At 30.3% G+C, this 18,175-nt stretch carries 19 protein-coding genes; all 19 read left to right on the top strand.

Going from position 1 to position 18,175, the window contains the following annotated elements:
• The first annotated feature begins 12 nt into the window (after positions 1–12).
• The 19 genes from JHL15_RS18325 (at position 13) to JHL15_RS18235 (ending at position 18,136) form a co-directional block, all read left to right on the top strand.
• Entirely contained in the window at positions 13–1,851 is a 1,839-nt protein-coding gene (locus JHL15_RS18325) for an acyltransferase family protein (protein ID WP_200248118.1), read from the top strand.
• Complete coding sequence (locus JHL15_RS18320) at positions 1,851–3,143, top strand: nucleotide sugar dehydrogenase (protein WP_200248117.1); 1,293 nt, start codon at positions 1,851–1,853, stop codon at positions 3,141–3,143. The genes JHL15_RS18325 and JHL15_RS18320 overlap by 1 nt, the downstream gene beginning before the upstream one ends.
• Positions 3,144–3,146: 3 nt before the next feature.
• Positions 3,147–4,196, top strand: a complete 1,050-nt coding sequence (rfbB, locus tag JHL15_RS18315; protein ID WP_200248115.1) for a dTDP-glucose 4,6-dehydratase — start codon at positions 3,147–3,149, stop codon at positions 4,194–4,196.
• Positions 4,196–4,753 carry a dTDP-4-dehydrorhamnose 3,5-epimerase gene (gene rfbC / locus JHL15_RS18310; protein ID WP_200248114.1) on the top strand — a complete coding sequence of 186 codons (558 nt, stop codon included), beginning with the start codon at positions 4,196–4,198 and terminating at the stop codon, positions 4,751–4,753. The genes rfbB and rfbC overlap by 1 nt, the downstream gene beginning before the upstream one ends.
• 16 nt (positions 4,754–4,769) lie before the next feature.
• On the top strand, positions 4,770–5,627 hold the full coding sequence (gene rfbA, locus JHL15_RS18305) for a glucose-1-phosphate thymidylyltransferase RfbA (RefSeq protein WP_200248112.1): 858 nt from the start codon (positions 4,770–4,772) through the stop codon (positions 5,625–5,627).
• A gap of 5 nt (positions 5,628–5,632) precedes the next feature.
• The gene (locus JHL15_RS18300) at positions 5,633–6,067 is read left to right on the top strand and encodes a serine O-acetyltransferase (protein ID WP_200248111.1); all 435 of its coding nucleotides are present in this window, start codon (positions 5,633–5,635) and stop codon (positions 6,065–6,067) included.
• Positions 6,057–6,959: a hypothetical protein gene (locus tag JHL15_RS18295; protein ID WP_200248109.1), complete on the top strand. Its 903-nt coding sequence runs from the start codon at positions 6,057–6,059 to the stop codon at positions 6,957–6,959. The genes JHL15_RS18300 and JHL15_RS18295 overlap by 11 nt, the downstream gene beginning before the upstream one ends.
• Positions 6,952–8,352 (top strand): lipopolysaccharide biosynthesis protein, encoded by a 1,401-nt coding sequence (locus tag JHL15_RS18290; RefSeq protein ID WP_200248107.1) that lies wholly within the window; start codon positions 6,952–6,954, stop codon positions 8,350–8,352. The genes JHL15_RS18295 and JHL15_RS18290 overlap by 8 nt, the downstream gene beginning before the upstream one ends.
• Complete coding sequence (locus JHL15_RS18285) at positions 8,349–9,539, top strand: EpsG family protein (RefSeq protein ID WP_200248106.1); 1,191 nt, start codon at positions 8,349–8,351, stop codon at positions 9,537–9,539. The genes JHL15_RS18290 and JHL15_RS18285 overlap by 4 nt, the downstream gene beginning before the upstream one ends.
• On the top strand, positions 9,539–10,645 hold the full coding sequence (locus JHL15_RS18280; RefSeq protein ID WP_234047807.1) for a glycosyltransferase: 1,107 nt from the start codon (positions 9,539–9,541) through the stop codon (positions 10,643–10,645). Before JHL15_RS18285 ends, JHL15_RS18280 begins: the two co-directional genes overlap by 1 nt.
• Positions 10,642–11,526: a glycosyltransferase family 2 protein gene (locus JHL15_RS18275; RefSeq protein ID WP_200248104.1), complete on the top strand. Its 885-nt coding sequence runs from the start codon at positions 10,642–10,644 to the stop codon at positions 11,524–11,526. Before JHL15_RS18280 ends, JHL15_RS18275 begins: the two co-directional genes overlap by 4 nt.
• 167 nt (positions 11,527–11,693) lie before the next feature.
• On the top strand, positions 11,694–12,128 hold the full coding sequence (locus JHL15_RS21355) for an LbetaH domain-containing protein (RefSeq protein WP_317193054.1): 435 nt from the start codon (positions 11,694–11,696) through the stop codon (positions 12,126–12,128).
• Complete coding sequence (locus JHL15_RS18265) at positions 12,100–12,933, top strand: glycosyltransferase (protein ID WP_234047806.1); 834 nt, start codon at positions 12,100–12,102, stop codon at positions 12,931–12,933. Before JHL15_RS21355 ends, JHL15_RS18265 begins: the two co-directional genes overlap by 29 nt.
• Positions 12,930–14,012 carry a right-handed parallel beta-helix repeat-containing protein gene (locus JHL15_RS18260; RefSeq protein WP_200248100.1) on the top strand — a complete coding sequence of 361 codons (1,083 nt, stop codon included), beginning with the start codon at positions 12,930–12,932 and terminating at the stop codon, positions 14,010–14,012. The genes JHL15_RS18265 and JHL15_RS18260 overlap by 4 nt, the downstream gene beginning before the upstream one ends.
• Positions 14,009–14,911 carry an NAD-dependent epimerase/dehydratase family protein gene (locus tag JHL15_RS18255; RefSeq protein WP_200248098.1) on the top strand — a complete coding sequence of 301 codons (903 nt, stop codon included), beginning with the start codon at positions 14,009–14,011 and terminating at the stop codon, positions 14,909–14,911. The genes JHL15_RS18260 and JHL15_RS18255 overlap by 4 nt, the downstream gene beginning before the upstream one ends.
• 28 nt (positions 14,912–14,939) lie before the next feature.
• On the top strand, positions 14,940–15,491 hold the full coding sequence (locus JHL15_RS18250) for a sugar transferase (RefSeq protein WP_200248096.1): 552 nt from the start codon (positions 14,940–14,942) through the stop codon (positions 15,489–15,491).
• Positions 15,492–15,588: 97 nt separating this feature from the next.
• Positions 15,589–16,725 carry a DegT/DnrJ/EryC1/StrS family aminotransferase gene (locus JHL15_RS18245; protein ID WP_200248094.1) on the top strand — a complete coding sequence of 379 codons (1,137 nt, stop codon included), beginning with the start codon at positions 15,589–15,591 and terminating at the stop codon, positions 16,723–16,725.
• Positions 16,726–16,940: 215 nt separating this feature from the next.
• Entirely contained in the window at positions 16,941–17,480 is a 540-nt protein-coding gene (locus JHL15_RS18240; RefSeq protein ID WP_200248092.1) for a sugar transferase, read from the top strand.
• Positions 17,481–17,509: 29 nt separating this feature from the next.
• Complete coding sequence (locus JHL15_RS18235; protein ID WP_200248090.1) at positions 17,510–18,136, top strand: DUF3575 domain-containing protein; 627 nt, start codon at positions 17,510–17,512, stop codon at positions 18,134–18,136.
• Positions 18,137–18,175 lie beyond the last annotated feature (39 nt).

Genomic DNA, 18,175 nt, shown 5'->3' with positions numbered 1-18,175 from the left:
TGATTATTTAAAATGCAATTTAGAAATGATATTCAGGGATTAAGAGCTGTAGCTGTTGTATTGGTTTTTCTATTTCATTTAAATACTAATATACTAACAGGGGGATTTATAGGAGTTGATGTTTTTTTCGTAATATCAGGATATTTAGTATCTAATATAATCCTACACAAAATTGAATCAGGAAAATTTAATTTAATAGAATTTTATATCGGAAGATTTAAACGACTTCTTCCTGTTTATTTATTTTTTTTGATTTCGATCTTATTAGTAGGGGGGATTGTTTATTTAAATTTAGACATCAACGGATTAAAAAATAATGTATTTCATTCATTACTGTTTAATTCAAACAATTACTTAGCAAGCCTAGATAACTATTTTGGAGCAAAAAGCAGTGAGAATCCATTATTGCATACTTGGACATTGTCAATCGAGATGCAATTTTATTTTCTACTTCCTTTGTTTCTGTTGTTAATTAGAAATAAGAGATACCTGTTTATCATAACAGTTTTAATTGTATTAGGTTTGTTAGGGTATTCATATTTTAATAGTACCTATTTGAATAATAAAAATTTGATGTATTTTTCTTTTATTTCTAGATTTCCAGAATTTTTAATAGGATTGATTTTTGGACTTAAAGAAAATGAAATAAAAAAAATAATAGGTAATTATAAAAGTGTAATTGGCATAATTTGTTTGATGTTGATTATTGGTTCAGGATTTTTTATATCCGAATCTTCTAATTTTCCAGGATTTCTAGTTTTAGTTCCCTGTCTTTCAACTGGTACTTTGTTAGTTTTAAATGAAAATGTGGTTAACCAAAAAATTTTAAATAACAAGGTATTAGTTCACATAGGAGAAATTTCTTATTCTGTTTATTTATGGCATTGGTCTATAATGGCACTTATAAGGTATTATAATGCCGACTATAATTTTAATTTGATAGAGAGTATTGCAATTATAACTATTACCTATTTTCTTTCCCTTTTTAGTTATTCCTTTATTGAAAGTAAATTTAGAAAATTTAGTAATAAAAAATTCTTTATTACTACTTTGATAAGTATTTTACTCCTAATGTTTTTCTACGTAAATATTACAAAAGTTAATAATTATTTTAGTGCTATTCCAATTAAATATTCAAAACCAAGCTTTGGTATGAACTCACACGCCTCCTCTTTTAAAAATGTTGAAGTCATAGGAAGTGGACATTTAGATAAAGAGCAATCTTTCCTATTAATAGGTGATAGTCATGCATTGGTTTACAAAAGCTTTTTTGACGAAATAGGTAAGAAGAGAAATTTTTCTCTTAAAACAATAACCAATAATACCTATCCAAATATACAGGGAATTAATAGGAGTGATTTTCCTAATGAGGAATTATACAATCAGTATACTAAACTGGCCGATGTGACTAATATAGAAATTAAAAATTCTAAATATATCATTTTAGCAAGTTCTTGGTCTGATAAAATCACCTCTTTACCTTCTGCTTTAGAAAATTTTGTAAGTAAACTACCAAAAGATAAAAAACTAATCATTTTATCTGATTTTCCTGTTCTTGACAGAAATCCAATAAAAGTAAATAGAGATTATATTAAGGATAAGACTAAGAATAACACTTATAAGGTTGAAATAAATAAACTACCAAATTATGTTTCTAGTTTATCAAAAAGGTATCCAAATGTTTCCATTATAGATATTGATTATAGTGATTTAATTAGTCAGATTCCTTTTCATAATAATATAGTAATGTATTATGATGAGGGGCACTTAAATGATTATGGAGCTAGAATCATAGCAAATAAAGAAGAAAGTCAAATCATATATGAATTTAATAAAATATTAGAACAGTAATGAGTACACATAAAATTGCCATTATAGGGCTGGGTTACGTAGGACTACCATTAGCACGATTGTTTGCTACAAAATATCCCGTGGTAGGTTTTGATATCAATCAAAAACGTATTGAAGAATTAAACCAGGGAAGTGATCATACATTAGAGCTGGAAGATGAAGTTCTTCAGGCTGTATTAGTAAAAGAAGTTCCTTTTGGAGATTCTGTACATGGATTATATTGTTCATCAAATTTGGATGATATTAAAGATGCAAATGTTTATGTTATAACAGTTCCTACTCCAGTAGATAAACACAACCGTCCAGATTTAACTCCATTATACAAATCATCAGAGACTGTTGGAAAAGTTTTATCGAAAGGAGATATCGTTATTTATGAATCTACAGTATATCCAGGTGTTACTGAGGATGAATGTATTCCTGTATTAGAAAAAATTTCAGGGCTTAAATTTAATGAGGACTTTTATGCTGGATATTCGCCAGAACGAATTAATCCAGGAGATAAAGAGCATACTGTTGAGAAGATTTTAAAAGTTACTTCAGGTTCTACTCCTGAAATAGGAACTGTTGTTAATGATCTTTACAAATCTGTTATTACAGCAGGGACTCATTTAGCACCAACAATTAAAGTTGCAGAAGCAGCAAAGGTTATTGAAAACTCTCAAAGAGATATAAATATTGCTTTCGTAAATGAATTAGCAAAAATTTTTAATTTATTAGAAATTGATACTCATGCAGTTTTAGAAGCAGCCGGAACAAAATGGAACTTTTTGCCATTTAAACCAGGATTAGTAGGAGGACATTGTATTGGAGTAGACCCTTATTATTTAGCTCAAAAAGCACAAGAAAAAGGGTATCATCCAGAGATTATCCTAGCAGGAAGACGCCTTAATGATTCTATGGGACAATATGTAGCATCTCAAGTTGTCAAAACAATGATTAAGAAAAACATCAAGGTTAATGGTGGTAAAGTGTTAAACTTGGGAATTACATTTAAAGAAAATTGCCCAGATGTACGTAATACCAAAGCAGTTGATGTTATTAAAGCTTTAGAAGATTATTCATTAGAGGTTACCACTTATGATCCTTGGGCAAATGAAGGTGAAGTGGAGCATGAATATGGTATAAATTCTATAAGCACTATCGATGGAGTAGTAGAAAAATATGATGCTATTGTTCTTACTGTTGCTCATAAGGAATTTTTAGACTTGGATTTAACACAGTTTTTAAAAGAAAATAGTGTTATTTACGATGTTAAAGGGATTTTAGAGGAGTGTGATTCAAGACTATAGATTATGGCAAAGAAAATAGTAATCACAGGAGGTGCTGGTTTTATCGGTTCCCATGTTGTAAGACAGTTTGTTATTAATTATCCTGATATCAAAATCATCAATGTTGATAATCTTACCTACGCAGGTAATCTAGAGAATTTAAAGGATATTGAAGAGGAACCTAATTATCAATTTATTAAGGCAGACATAACTGATTCTAAACATATTTTGGAAATTTTCGAAGAATTTCAGCCAGATGGAGTTATTCATCTTGCAGCAGAATCTCATGTGGATCGTTCAATTACCAATCCACTGGACTTTGTAATGACCAATGTAGTAGGAACCGTGAATTTATTAAATGCAGCAAAGCATATTTGGAAAGATAACTTTGAAGGTAAGCGGTTTCACCATGTTTCAACTGATGAAGTTTTTGGAGCTCTTGGAGATAAAGGCTTTTTTACAGAAGAAACAAGCTATGATCCGCATTCACCATACTCAGCATCCAAAGCATCTTCAGACCATTTTGTGAGAGCCTATGCAGATACATATGGATTACCCATTATAGTGACAAATTGTTCAAATAATTATGGACCTAATCATTTTCCAGAAAAATTAATTCCATTATGTATTCATAACATTATCAATAACCGACCCCTACCAATCTATGGTGATGGTAAATACACCCGTGACTGGTTATTTGTTATTGACCATGCAATAGCAATTGATTTGGTTTTTCATGAAGGTAGAACTGGAGAGTCATATAATGTAGGAGGCTTTAATGAATGGAAAAATATTGATTTGGTAAAGGAGCTTTGTAAACAGATGGACGAAAAACTTGGGCGAGAAACAGGTACTTCTGAGCAATTAATTACTTTTGTGAAAGACCGTCCCGGGCATGATTTACGTTATGCTATCGATGCAACAAAAATTAATAAAGAGTTAGGCTGGAAGCCTTCAGTTAAATTTGAACAAGGATTATCAAAAACAATTGACTGGTTTTTAAATAATGAAACATGGTTAAATAATGTTACTTCTGGAGATTATCAAAATTACTATCAAAAACAATATAAATAATGAATGCTATCGAAACAAAACTGAAAGGATGTTTTATATTAGAACCTACTGTTTTTGAAGATGAAAGAGGTTATTTTTTTGAATCATACAATAGTGGTAAATTAGAACAAATTTTAGGATATAAACCTAACTTCGTACAAGATAATCAGTCAAGATCGTCTTATGGTGTTGTGCGTGGTTTACATATGCAAGAAGGAGAGCATTCACAGGCAAAATTGGTGCGAGTTATAGAAGGCTCTGTTATAGATGTTGTAGTTGATGTAAGATCTGAATCGCCAACATATGGAGAATCTGTTGCTGTAGAACTAACGGCAGAGAATAAAAAACAATTGTTTATCCCAAGAGGCTTTTTGCATGGTTTTTCTGTGATTTCAGAAAATGCAATTTTTTTCTACAAATGTGATAACGGGTACAATAAAGCCTCTGAAGATGGAATTAATCCTTTAGATATTGAGCTAAATATAGATTGGAAAATTCCTATAGAGCAAATGATTATTTCCGATAAAGATAAAGAAGCTCAGATGTTTCGTGACTTTAAAATTAAGAATTTAAAATAATTTAAATCGAAATAAAGTGAAAGGAATTATTTTAGCAGGTGGCTCAGGTACACGCTTACATCCGTTAACTTTGGCAGTTTCTAAACAATTAATGCCAGTTTATGATAAGCCAATGATATATTATCCATTATCGACTCTTATGTTAGCTGGTATTAATGAAATATTAATTATTTCAACACCTCATGACCTACCTCATTTTGAAAAATTACTAGGCGATGGTTCACAAATGGGTTGTAAGTTTTCATACAAAGAGCAGCCTAGTCCAGATGGTTTAGCACAAGCTTTTATTTTAGGAGAAGAGTTTATTGGTGATGATAAAGTAGCCTTAATTTTAGGAGATAATATTTTTTATGGAAGTGGGATGTCTCGTTTGCTACAAGATTCTGCTAACCCTGATGGAGGAATTGTTTTTGCCTACCAGGTAAATGATCCGGAACGTTACGGAGTAGTTGAATTTAATGAACAAAATGAAGTGGTATCAATAGAGGAAAAACCAAGTGATCCTAAATCGAATTTTGCTGTTCCTGGTCTATATTTTTATGACAATGATGTCATTGAAATTGCAAAAAATATTAAGCCCTCATCTCGTGGGGAGCTGGAAATTACTGATATCAATGCAGAATATCTCCGAAGAGGTAAACTAAAAGTAGGTGTTTTTGATCGGGGTACTGCTTGGTTAGATACTGGTACTATAAAATCACTGATACAGGCTGGACAGTTTATGGAAGTAATTGAAGAACGTCAGGGATTGAAAATAGGAGCAATAGAAGAAGTTGCATATCGTATGGGTTATATCGATAAAGAACAATTGATAAAAATTGCTGAGCCTTTACGCAAAAGTGGATATGGTGAATATTTAATGAAATTAAAGTAGCTTTTATGAGTGAACCTAATCTGATAATGAAGAGTATACGGCTAATGCAGTTTCTTTATAATAAAAAGATTCCATTATTGCCTAAAATAGTACAATGGTTTATTAGAATAACATGTTCAGCAGATATTCCAGTTAATATTTCAATTGGTAAAGGAACAGTTTTAAAACATAATGGTTTAGGAGTCGTTTTCCACGAAAAAGCTTTAATAGGTAGTAATGTCACTATTATGCAAAATGTTACATTAGGAGGGAGAAATGGGAGAGGAGCGCCTGTTATAGGTGATAATGTGTTCATAGGAACAGGAGCTTGTGTATTAGGTGGAATAATAATAGGGAAGGATGCTATGATTGGAGCCAATGCGGTTGTAATAAATGATGTTCCTGATAAGGCGGTTGTAGGAGGTATTCCTGCTAAAATTATTAGAATTGATGATAGATAAAAAAGGAAAAAAACTGATTATTTACGATTCGTTAGATTTCTTTATTCCATATATGGAATCTGAAAATATTGATGTTTTTAGGTTGTATAGAAAAAGGGATTTTTTAGTAAGTAGTCTGAAGAAGATTTTTCTGAAATTGGATTTATTTGCTCCTTTTTGGTATGAGAAGTGGATAAGAAATATTGTCTTATATAATGAGATAATAATTTTTGCAACCAAAGATTATACTTTTATTAGAAAAATAAAGAAAAGAAATCCCAATATCAAGATTGTTTTTTGGTATTGGAATCCAGCATTTAGAATGGGAATTCCTAGAAAAGAAATTTATTCCCTCACTGATCTATGGTCTTTCGATGAAAAAGATTGTGAACAGTATAAGATGAAGTTTAATACAACCTTTTACTTTAATAGTATTGTTTTACCAACAAAACAAATTAAGTACGATTGTATATTCCTAGGCATTAATAAGGGAAGAAGAAGATATCTTGAGGAAGTAAATGCAACGTTAAATAATTTAAATATTAAAAGCTTCTTTCATATAGTGCCTGATAAAGGAGAAAATAATCCGAATAATATTAAAACAATTCCTTATAAAGATTATTTGGAGTTGGTGTCAGAATCAAAGTGTATAATTGATATTTTGCCAGAAGGGCAAACCGGTCAAACACTTAGGCCTATGGAATCTATTTTTTTTGAAAAGAAACTGATTACAAATGATCGTTCCATTCGTGACGAATTATTTTTTGATGAACAAAATATTTTTATTTTAGGAGAAAACAATATCTCGGAAATTGTAGCTTTTATAGAATCTCCGTATAAAAAAATAGAATCCGATGTAGTAAATTATTACGATTTTACAAATTGGTTAAAAAGATTCGAATCTAATGAATAATTTTTTAAAAGCATTTCTTTCATTTGGATTGGCAACCTCAATTGAAAAATTATTAGGATTTATTATTTTGCCGATTTATACCAAATATTTTAATACTACGGAATATGGTATTATAGATATGGTAGGTACTATTCTACAGGTGGCTTGCATTTTTGGTTTGCTACAATTGGAAACTTCTTTACAGAGGTATTACTATGAATATAGCTCTTTAAAAAGAAAATTACTGGTTTCAACGATCTATTATTGGATCGGGTTGTCTTCAATTGTAATTGGAGTTATTATATTTTTCCTTTCAGATTTCTTATCGCAAAAGCTTTTTGGAAGCTCTGAATATGCAATACTAATTAAAACAGTATCCATTCAGCTTCCTCTAACCAATATTAGTATGTTGGGTCTTGTTTTATTGCGTTTTGAAAAAGAGAATATTAAGTTCTTAACTGTTGTTATAACAAAAGTAGCATCCACTTTACTTTTTGTTTATGTATTTGTTATTTACCTAAAGCTTGGATTAAAAGGGGTTTTTATAGCACAGGTTAGTGCCATTTTTTGTTCCACCTCTTTAGTTACTTTTTATGTGCGTAAGCAATTTGTCACTAAACTATCTAAAATAATGTCGCGGAAAAATTTACAATATGCCTTGCCACAGTTTCCTGCAAGAATTGGAAGTATGCTTCTGGCACAAGCTAACCGATTTTTTATGCTGGGTTATTTGTCTTTGGCGGCAATTGGAATATATTCTGTATCTCTAAAACTAGCTTCATCTATACAGCTTGTAAATACTGCTTTTATTATGGCATGGACTCCGTTTATGCATGAGCAGTTCAAGAAAGAAAATAATAAAGTGATTTTCGCAAATGTATTTCCTATAGTTGTTGGAGTTACATTGCTATTTGTATGTTTGATCAGTTTATATTCTGTGGAGATGATTAAATTATTGGCAACAGGAGAATATGTATCTGGAGCTAAATATATTGGTGGTTTATCATTTTTCTTTGCTTTTTATATTATTAAAGAAACTATTGACATTGGCCCAAAGATAAGGGAGAAAACCAAATATTTATCATTAACATTTTTTCTTTCTGTCATAGTTAATATTGCAAGTCTATTTATATTGATTAGATACTTAGAAATAAAAGGTGTTGTTATATCAATGATGATAACCAATTCTTTTTTGGTTGGATTTTCTTGGTATATTTCAAACAAGCTTTATTATATTCCTTTTAGTATCTTTAAATTTTTAATTTTCCTAATTCCAAGTTTAATAATTATTATAGTATCAATGTATTATGATTTAAGCTTTTTAGTTAGGTTGTTAATAAGTGTAGTAGTTTTAATTTATTTTGGATTTCTAATTTATTTCGATTTTTGTAAAATTAAACTCATTCTTAAATGATTTACTATATACTATTAGGTTTGTTGTTTATATTGGCTTTCTTTTTTGATTATGTATACATTAAAGGAAACCGTAAATTATTCTATTTACTTTGCCTGTTGTTTTTTATATTACTGTCAGGATTAAGGTGGAAAGTAGGAGGTGATACCTATAGCTATCAATTTAGTTTTGAAAATGACGTTCCTACATTAGCAAATATTGATAAAAAGTATTTATTTGAGTACAAATGGGAACCATTATTTAAACTCTTAATGTCTTTTTGTAAAACCATTTCAAAAAATTTCTTTGTATTTCAATTAGCTCATTCTTTAATTTTAAATATTCTATTATTTAGATTTTTCAAAAAATATACTAAGAATATTTTCACAAGTCTTCTTATATATGCTTTTTTTTCCTATTTATATTTTAATACTGAAATCTTAAGAGAGTCTTTGGCAATAGCCATTTTTACCTTGATGTATGATTATTATAATAAGAAGAATTGGAAAATTTATTATATACTAGGAATCATTGCCTTAGGATTTCATACCTCTGCTTTAATTACACTTTTATTTCCATTATTTAGAAATCAAAAACTAAATCAAAAAGGAATAATTGCATTAGTTGCCGTGTTCGCTTCTTTTGTTATATTGCAAACCTTATTACCAATTAATCAGGTTTTAGCTTTATTAGGAAGCTCTGTTGCAGATAAATATGAATTTTATTCTTCGGTCTTAATGAATATTAATGGAATGATTTATAAAGCATTTCTCTTTATTATTTGTCCTTTACTCATTCTTAAAATTAGAAATAGAATTTCCTTTAATAATACAAACACTTTTGAAAATATTTTATTTATTTATTTTCTTTTGGCAATACTTTATGTTGCAATTTCTGGTTTTGGACGTTTTCAAAATTATCTGGTTCCAATGATGACTGTCTATTATGCAGATTCTTTAATTTTAATTCTAAAACATAAAAAATTAAAACCGTATGCATTTATGCTGGTGCCATTAGTTTTAATAATCCCTTTCTATTATAAGTTAACTTATTATACTACTTCTACTGATAAGTATTATCAGGGAACAACTAATTTTTCACGTTATTACCCTTATTCTACCGTTATAGAGAAAAAAGAATATGATTTTAGAGAGATTATATACAGACAAGGGATGAGTGATGCATATCAAAATTCTTTAAACAGGTAATGAAAAAGATACTAACAGTAAACAATACAATCTTCTACGAAGAGAATAATAAATTGTTTTTAAATAAAGAGACTGGAGGGTTCTTTGTAAAATTGGCAGGATTGGGTAATCACGTAAGTGCATTTCAGATTAGTCAAAAAAAAACAGATAAGGACACTTTCGCTAATTTTTCGCTATCCGATACCAATATTAGAATTCATGATGTAAAAAGGAGAGGTAGTCGTTTTCTGCCTTTTTTAAAATCGTTTTTTGTTATTCAAAAAGTGATCATGAAAAATGATTTTGTTTATATATTTTATCCGGGTCCAATTTGCCAAATTATAGCTTTGTTGTGTATTTTTTATCGAAAGCCTTATGGTCTTTATATAAGAGGTGAACAGGGAATAGAATCTAAGTTATCGCAAATTATTCTTAAAAAGGCAAAAACGATTTTTACAATTTCCCCAAGTTTCACTCAAAAAATATTAAGTTATAATAAACATACTCAAACTATCCGCCCAATGATTGGTTTTGAAGAATCTGATATCATTGCTCATAGAAAGATAGATTTTAATAAAAAAATAGAATTACTATATGTAGGAAGATTGGTTTTTGATAAAGGACTTTTTGAGTTATTGGAGGCGTTAGAAGTTTTAAAAGCAAAAAATTACAATGTTCATTTGAAATTAGTAGGCGGAGGGACAGACCATGATGCTTTGGTAAGTTATGTTGAACAAAAGAAATTAGAAGAAAACGTAACATTCTTTGGAATGATTTCTGATAAAGATAAGCTGATTACTATATATCAAGAGAGTGATATTTTTGTATTACCTACCTATCATGAAGGGTTTCCTAGGGTTTTATATGAAGCAATGATGATGCATATGCCAATTATAACAACATTTGTTGGGACAATTAATTACTTGATGAAAGATAATTCTAATTGTTTAGAACTGATTCCTAAGGATAGTAAGAGCATTGTAGATCAAACAGAAAAATTAATAAATGACTCCGATTTAGCACAAAATCTGGCAGATAATGGATTAAAAACAATTATTTCCTACCTGAACGATAAAAAAATGAATCATGCTGAGCAGTTAGATCAATTTATACAGAAATTTTTATGAAAGTTAGTGTGATTATACCATTTTATTCAAATGTTGGATGGCTAGAAGAAGCAGTAGAAAGTGTTTTGGACCAAACCTTTTCTGACTATGAAATAATTATAGTTAATGATGGTTCGCCGGAAGATGACAATGACTTCACAAAAAAGTACGGTGGTCATATTAAAGTCGAATACTTTAAAACAGAAAATAAAGGACCGGCACATGCAAGAAATTATGGAATTAGCAAATCGAAAGGAGAGTATTTGGCTTTTTTAGACTCAGATGACCTTTGGTTGAATGAGAAATTAGAAAAACAGGTTAAGCTGATGGAGGATTCTAATTTGAATTGGTCTCATACTAAGTATTCCGTTTTTGATGAAGTTTCCAATAAAGAAGAAAGAGTGTATACCGAAATCGAGAATGAAGATTTCAAAGGAGTGGTATATCCAAAATGTTTAACAAAACTTCATATTGGAACGCCATGTGTTATGATTAGAAAGGCCTATATTTTAGAAAATGATTTTATACGATTTTCAGAAAAAATGAGATTTGGGCAGGATGGATATTTTTGGATTTTAATGGGTGTTAAGAACGAATTAGGATACCTCAATGAAAATTTAACTTTGGTTAGAAGAGCAGGCACGAATGCAGTACAAAGAGCAAGAGTTCACTTAAATGTAAGAGGTAATTTAAATAAGAATTTAATAAAAAGACTAAATGCTTTCTATCCTGATATAAAGGTGAGTGGATTAACGAAAATAACATACAGTTATTGTGAAGCAATGAATAACCTCATTGATCAATTATTTGGAACAAAAAATTTAAAACGAAGATCTGCTGAATTAGTTTCGAAAATGGCGTATTTACCAGCTTATGTAATGTTTAAAAATATAATTAAATAAAGATGCTTAAAACATATGGCTTACTAGGGTTAATACAATTACTATATTTTAAGGTAAGGACTAAATTTGTTTTTAGTAAGGCTAGAATAATAAGATTTCCTTTCCGGATAAGAGGGAAGCAGTGTATTACAGTAGGTGATGGTTTTACTACTGGTTTTAATTGCAGATTGGATGCCTTTAACATTAATAACAGATCAGAGCCACTTATTACGATTGGTAAGAACGTTCAAATTAATGATGATGTTCATATAGGAGCAACTGAAAAAATAGAAATTCATGATAATGTATTAATAGCCAGTAAAGTTTTTATTACTGACCATAATCATGGTAAATACTCTGGCCCAGGTGCTGACTCACCAAAGACCATACCAGATGACAGACCTATCTATTCTAGTCCGGTTGTTATTGAAAAGAATGTTTGGATAGGGGAGTTTGTTTCTATTTTACCAGGAGTGACGATTGGAGAGGGGTCCGTTGTAGGAACAATGTCGGTAGTTAACAAAAGTGTTCCTCCCTTTTGTATTGTGGTTGGATCACCAGCGAGAATTGTGAAAAAATTTGATTTTGATAAAAATGAATGGATATCCGTTAAAAATGATTAATCTATCAATTGTCTTATATAACACTTCAGAAGAAGATATTCAGAATATATTCAAGTCACTAGAAGCGGTAAAATCTCAGTATAAATTATATATAGTAGATAACTCACCTACTGATACTTTGATATCTTTCTTTGAGAATAGGGACGAGATTGAATATATACATAATCCATCAAACCCAGGTTTTGGTGCTTCTCATAATATAGCCTTAAAGAAAACATTAGAAGATAATATATCTTATCATTTTGTAATCAATCCTGATGTATATTTTACCAGTGACATTATTACTCCAATGGTAGAATATATGGCTAGTAATCATGAGATAGGTATGATGATGCCGCAGATCTTAAATTTAGATGGCACTGCACAACACCTTCCTAAGTTATTGCCTTCTCCAATAAGTCTTTTGCTTAGAAAAATAAAACAACCGAAGTTTATATATGATACTTTTATTGAAAAGTATGAGTTGAGGAATATACCAGAAGAACAGATATATACGGCGCCGATTCTCTCAGGATGCTTTACATTATTTAATGTAAAAGCCCTACAAGAAGTAGGTTTATATGATGATCGTTTCTTTATGTATTTTGAAGATTGGGATATCTCTCGAAGAATGAATCAAAAATTTAAGACTATTTATTTTCCAATAGTCTCAGTCTATCACGGATATGAATCAGGTGCAAATAAGAATAAAAGATTATTTAAAATATTTATAAAATCTGCAAAGTCTTATTTTAACAAATGGGGCTGGATTTTTGATATGGAAAGAAGAAGAATAAACAAAATCACATTAAACCAATTCAAATGAAAAATAAGACTTTTTTACTTATCATGTTGTTTGCAAGTTTATTTGTTAACGCTCAGAATTTCGCTGTAAAAAAAATCAGTCCTGAGACCGTTAATACTTACCTTAATAAAACAGCATTCAGTAGTGATTATAATCAGTATGTAAAGCAAGCTTATTCAGTAGTAAGCAATTTACCACAGAATTTTCAGAAGGATACCTCTATGGATGGCACCTCTTATATACAGGATGCTTTAGATAAACATAATGTTGTTTTACTCCCTAACTTTACTGTTAAAATCAATGATAAAGGATTAAATTTAAATAGTAATCAGGTTCTGCTATTTCAACCAAATTCTAAATTGGTGTTGATACCAACTGCCAAAAACAGCTATAACATGCTAAAAATCTCTAGTGTAAATAATATCAAGATTTTTTATGCTAATTTAGAAGGAGATCGGGATGGCCATCTTGGGACTGATGGACAATGGGGTTTTGGGATTGGAATTAAAGGATCAGATAATATAAGACTCTATTCACCTTACATAAAAAATACGTGGGGTGATGGTATTTACTTAGGACAGGCAGGAAATAAAGCATCTAGTAATATTTATATCAGCAATGCTGTTATAGATAATGTAAGGAGAAATGGTATTTCTATTATTTCAGCAAAAAAAGTCGACATTCTAAATAGTTATATCGCTAATACTAATGGGAACAGTCCACAAAGCGGTATTGATATTGAACCAAATACAATTGAAGACGATTTGGATACAGTTAATATTAAAAATTTAACAACCTTTAATAATAAATGGGCAGGAATTCTTTTAGTGTTTGAACAATATAAGTCTAGCCAGAAGAAAACGGTATCAATTAATATTGATGGTCATACTGATTCTTATTCTACTTATGGGATAGCCTTTCACGGCTTTAAAAATGATACCCAAGCAAGCAATCTGGATGGTCTGATTAATCTTACGAATACAAAATATGGCAACAATAAAGATAAGTTCTATTTTTATAAATCAAACCTATCAAAACTTAATTTAAATACGAGTGATTCGACACTAAAAACTAAGTTTAATAATTTAAAAATTAAATGAAAGTCATTATCACAGGAGCCTCAGGATTTGTAGGTAAAAATTTAAGTCAATATCTTATTTCTAATTCTGCTGAAGTAGAAGCTTTATCATTAAGAGAACAGGGTTGGAAAGCTAAAGTAAATTTTCAGGCCGACGCTATCATCCATTTAGCTGGTAAAGCACATGATACATCTAACACTTCTGAAGATAAAGAGTATTTTAAGATAAATAGAGATATTACGATAGAATTATTTAACGAATTCTTAAACTCGGACATTCAGCAATTTTTTTATTTTAGCTCTGTAAAAGCAGTGGCTGATATAGTGGAAAGTGTTTTAACAGAAGAAACTGAGTCAAAGCCCTATACTCCATATGGTAAGTCTAAGAGAGAAGCTGAAGAGTATATTCTTAATCAGTCATTACCTGCAGATAAAAAAGTATATATAATTCGGCCATGTATGATTCATGGACCTGGTAATAAAGGGAATCTAAATTTGCTTTATAAAATTGTTAGTAAAGGATTGCCATGGCCATTAGCTGCTTTTGAAAATAAAAGATCATTTTTAGGCATTGATAATTTAAATTTTCTAGTTGATCAAATGCTTAATTATGAAAATTTACCATCTGGGATCTATAATTTTGCTGATGATAAAGCTATATCTACTAATGAACTCATTGAGACGATTAACTATGCTTTAGGCAAAAAAGCTAAGCTTTGGAATATATCGAAGAGTATGATTGAAAATGTTGCAAAATTTGGAGATAAATTACATTTACCATTAAACTCAGAAAGATTAAAGAAATTAACAGAATCTTACGTAGTTTCAAATAAAAAAATAAAAACTGGATTAAAAATAGAGTCTCTACCTGTAACAGCTCAGGAAGGATTGATTAAAACTATACAAAGCTTTACTATTTAATTAAACTCAAAACCTTAAACAACTTACAATGATACGCATACTTGACTTCTTATTCTCCTTTTTTGGGATTCTTTTTTTATGGCCAATAGGACTAATTTTATATATAATTGGTTTATTTGATACAGGATCTCCTATTTTTATTCAGGAAAGGGTTGGTAAGCAAAAAAAACCATTTAAATTGATGAAATTCAGGACAATGTATGTTGATACAAAATCTGTTGCGACACATCTTTCCAGTACATCATCAGTAACAAAATTTGGAGGTTTTTTAAGGAAATCGAAGTTGGATGAGCTACCTCAATTAATCAATGTTTTAATGGGAGATATGAGCTTGGTTGGACCAAGACCTAATCTTTTTAATCAAACAGATTTAATTGCTGAGAGAGAAAAAAGAGGGGTATATAATTTTCTTCCAGGAATTACAGGATTAGGGCAAATAAGTGAAATTGACATGTCTACTCCAGTTGAATTGGCTGAAAAAGATGCAGAGATGCTTAGAAATTTAACGGTGTCTGATTATTTAAAGTATATTTTCGCTACTGTAGGAGGAAAGGGTCAGGGGGATAGGATAAAAAAATAAATGGAAATTATCCCTTTAAAATTATTCATTACTAATGCACCTGCATAAATTGAAAAATTCATTAGGAAAAGTTATATTTGCTTCTCAATAACACAAGATGCAAGATAAAATTTGGCTTTCTTCCCCTCATCTTTCTGGAAACGAATTGCAATTCATTGAAGATGCTTTTCAAAAAAATTGGATAACATCAATAGGGGATAACATTGATGAATTTGAATTTAGCCTGAAAAACTTTCTTAATAATGATACAGAAGTTTGTGTCCTGAATTCTGCAACCTCAGCTATACATTTAGCATTAATATTATTGGGGATTACTAAAGGAGATGAGGTACTCACATCTACGTTCTCATTTATTGCCTCAGCAAATCCAATTGTATATTGTGGAGCAGCTCCTATTTTTATTGATAGTGAGCCTGAAACATGGAATATGTGTCCCATTGCATTAGAAGAAGCTATCAAAGATCGAATTTCTAAAGGAAAAAAGCCTAAAGCTATTCTTTTAATTCATCTCTATGGCATGCCTGCTAAAATGGATGAAATCTTAGCTATTGGTTCAAAATATGGAATACCTATAATCGAAGATGCTGCTGAATCTCTAGGATCAAAATACAAAGGAAAGCCTTGTGGTGTTTTTGGGCAGTTTGGCATTCTATCATTTAATGGAAATAAAATTATTACAACTTCCGGGGGTGGAGCATTAGTGTGTCATTCTAAAGAAGATAAAGAAAAAGCTATATTTCTTTCTACACAAGCAAGAGATCTAGCTCCTCACTATCAACACTCAAATATTGGGTATAATTATAGAATGAGTAACATTATTGCTGGAATAGGGAGGGGGCAAATGGAGGTTTTAGCAGAAAGGGTACAGGCACGTCGGAAAATGCATGATTTTTATTTTACACTATGTAAAGATATAGATGGAATAGAAGTGTTTTCTGAACCTAATAATGACTTTTATTCTAATCATTGGTTATCCGCAATTATAATAGATGTAAAAAAGACAGGAAAAACACGTGAAGATTTACGTCTTGCATTACTTGATGAGAATATAGAATCAAGACCATTGTGGAAACCTCTGCATATACAACCTGTTTTTTCAAATACTTCTTATTATGGGAATAAAGTAGCTGAAACCCTCTTTGATAATGGATTGTGTTTGCCTTCGGGTTCCAATCTTACAGATAATGACAGAAATAGAATTGCAAACGTATTTAAGAATGTTTTCTCAAATTAAAAATGATATTCTTTGAGGATTTTTATGAAGGTTATAACTATCAAATGTCAAAATAAACTTCATGATTGAATTTTTCGAATACCTTTAATTAAGCTTAATGTTTATTAAGAAAAAGCGGTTATTCAAAGTTTATATTTATTTCTTTTTTAAACATATTTTATATATTTGCGGTCAATACAAATATTTTGAAAAAATACCCTTTTTGGAAAATGCTGATGGACTACAGTATCGCAATTTTTGCTATCATAATACTGTTGCCTTTATTTCTTTTTTTATTAATTATAACCTCTTGGGATACAGGATTTCCTGGTATTTTTACTCAAGAGAGAATTGGCCTTCAGGGAAATGTTTTTACCATTTACAAATTCAGAACCTTAGATCCCAAAACCTTTAAAAAATCATCTGTAGGTGCCTGGATGAGGAAAACCAAATTAGATGAGCTTCCACAATTATTTAATATCTTAAAAGGGGATATGTCATTGGTAGGTCCTCGTCCAGATATTTCAGGATACTATGACAGACTTGAAGGAGAAGAGTGCCTAATTCTTCAACTTAAGCCCGGGCTCACAAGTGAGGCTGGAGTTAAATATAGAAATGAGGAAGAACTATTAGATAAGCAAAAGAATCCTTTAGCATATAATGACCAAGTACTCTTTCCTGAAAAAGTAAAAATGAATCTTGATTACTACTATAATCTTTCATTTAAAAATGATTTTTCCATTTTAATAAAGACTTTCTCAGTTCTAACAAAATAATACCACACAAAATAAAAATAATATTGAAAATGAAATCTTTGTATAAAAATCTATTCCTGCCAGGAAGTTTGTTTTTTATTAATTTATTCAATGCCCAAACAGAGGTTAAGATAAATACTCTTTTCGTGCCATTAGGTATGTATAATATAGCAGTTGAAAGACCTATTAGTAGTAAAATTACTCTTCAAGCTGAAGCTTTCGTATCGCCCTGGAAATCTTTTGCGGGTAGAAATTTGCAGATTTATATGGGAACAATCGAAGGAAGGTACTACTTTGGGGAAAAAATGAAAAAATGGTATGTTGGACCCTATGTTTCTATGGCATCATTTAATCTACAAAAATGGAATTATTGGAATGATAAACCCGTAAAGGATGAATTTGGACATCCTGAAATACTTCCTGACGGAAGTGTACGTGTTACGGGTAAATATCAAAAGGGACTTGCGTTTATTTTTGGAATAAGTGGAGGGTATCACTTTACAATCAATGAAAGTTGGGGATTGGATGTATATGCAGGAATAGGGACTACTCAATCATTTTATAAAGGCTACTTCAAAGACAATAATCAGAGATATGAAGGTGCTACGAAATTTAATAAAAGCGGGGAGCTAATTCCTACACGAGGAGGTTTGATGTTGACATATAAGTTGAAGTAAAAAACACTAATAATTATTTGAATTTTATTGTATTTTAAA

Source organism: Chryseobacterium paridis (assembly GCF_016595215.1).
In the GTDB taxonomy this organism is placed as follows: domain Bacteria; phylum Bacteroidota; class Bacteroidia; order Flavobacteriales; family Weeksellaceae; genus Chryseobacterium; species Chryseobacterium paridis.
The sequence above is the reverse complement of the archived record's forward strand: the minus strand, read 5'-3'. Positions and strand labels throughout refer to the sequence as shown.

Bases quoted from the DNA above. Each gene is read 5' to 3' on its own strand.
- JHL15_RS18245 (WP_200248094.1), top strand. From the start codon at position 15,589: ATGCAAGATAAAATTTGGCTTTCTTCCCCTCATCTTTCTGGAAACGAA.
- JHL15_RS18300 (WP_200248111.1), top strand. From the start codon at position 5,633: ATGAGTGAACCTAATCTGATAATGAAGAGTATACGGCTAATGCAGTTT.
- JHL15_RS18320 (WP_200248117.1), top strand. From the start codon at position 1,851: ATGAGTACACATAAAATTGCCATTATAGGGCTGGGTTACGTAGGACTA.
- JHL15_RS18295 (WP_200248109.1), top strand. From the start codon at position 6,057: ATGATAGATAAAAAAGGAAAAAAACTGATTATTTACGATTCGTTAGAT.
- JHL15_RS18275 (WP_200248104.1), top strand. From the start codon at position 10,642: ATGAAAGTTAGTGTGATTATACCATTTTATTCAAATGTTGGATGGCTA.
- JHL15_RS18235 (WP_200248090.1), top strand. From the start codon at position 17,510: ATGAAATCTTTGTATAAAAATCTATTCCTGCCAGGAAGTTTGTTTTTT.
- JHL15_RS18280 (WP_234047807.1), top strand. From the start codon at position 9,539: ATGAAAAAGATACTAACAGTAAACAATACAATCTTCTACGAAGAGAAT.
- JHL15_RS18325 (WP_200248118.1), top strand. From the start codon at position 13: ATGCAATTTAGAAATGATATTCAGGGATTAAGAGCTGTAGCTGTTGTA.
- JHL15_RS18250 (WP_200248096.1), top strand. From the start codon at position 14,940: ATGATACGCATACTTGACTTCTTATTCTCCTTTTTTGGGATTCTTTTT.
- JHL15_RS18240 (WP_200248092.1), top strand. From the start codon at position 16,941: ATGGACTACAGTATCGCAATTTTTGCTATCATAATACTGTTGCCTTTA.
- rfbC (WP_200248114.1), top strand. From the start codon at position 4,196: ATGAATGCTATCGAAACAAAACTGAAAGGATGTTTTATATTAGAACCT.
- JHL15_RS18290 (WP_200248107.1), top strand. From the start codon at position 6,952: ATGAATAATTTTTTAAAAGCATTTCTTTCATTTGGATTGGCAACCTCA.
- JHL15_RS18255 (WP_200248098.1), top strand. From the start codon at position 14,009: ATGAAAGTCATTATCACAGGAGCCTCAGGATTTGTAGGTAAAAATTTA.
- JHL15_RS18260 (WP_200248100.1), top strand. From the start codon at position 12,930: ATGAAAAATAAGACTTTTTTACTTATCATGTTGTTTGCAAGTTTATTT.
- JHL15_RS18285 (WP_200248106.1), top strand. From the start codon at position 8,349: ATGATTTACTATATACTATTAGGTTTGTTGTTTATATTGGCTTTCTTT.
- JHL15_RS18265 (WP_234047806.1), top strand. From the start codon at position 12,100: ATGAATGGATATCCGTTAAAAATGATTAATCTATCAATTGTCTTATAT.
- rfbB (WP_200248115.1), top strand. From the start codon at position 3,147: ATGGCAAAGAAAATAGTAATCACAGGAGGTGCTGGTTTTATCGGTTCC.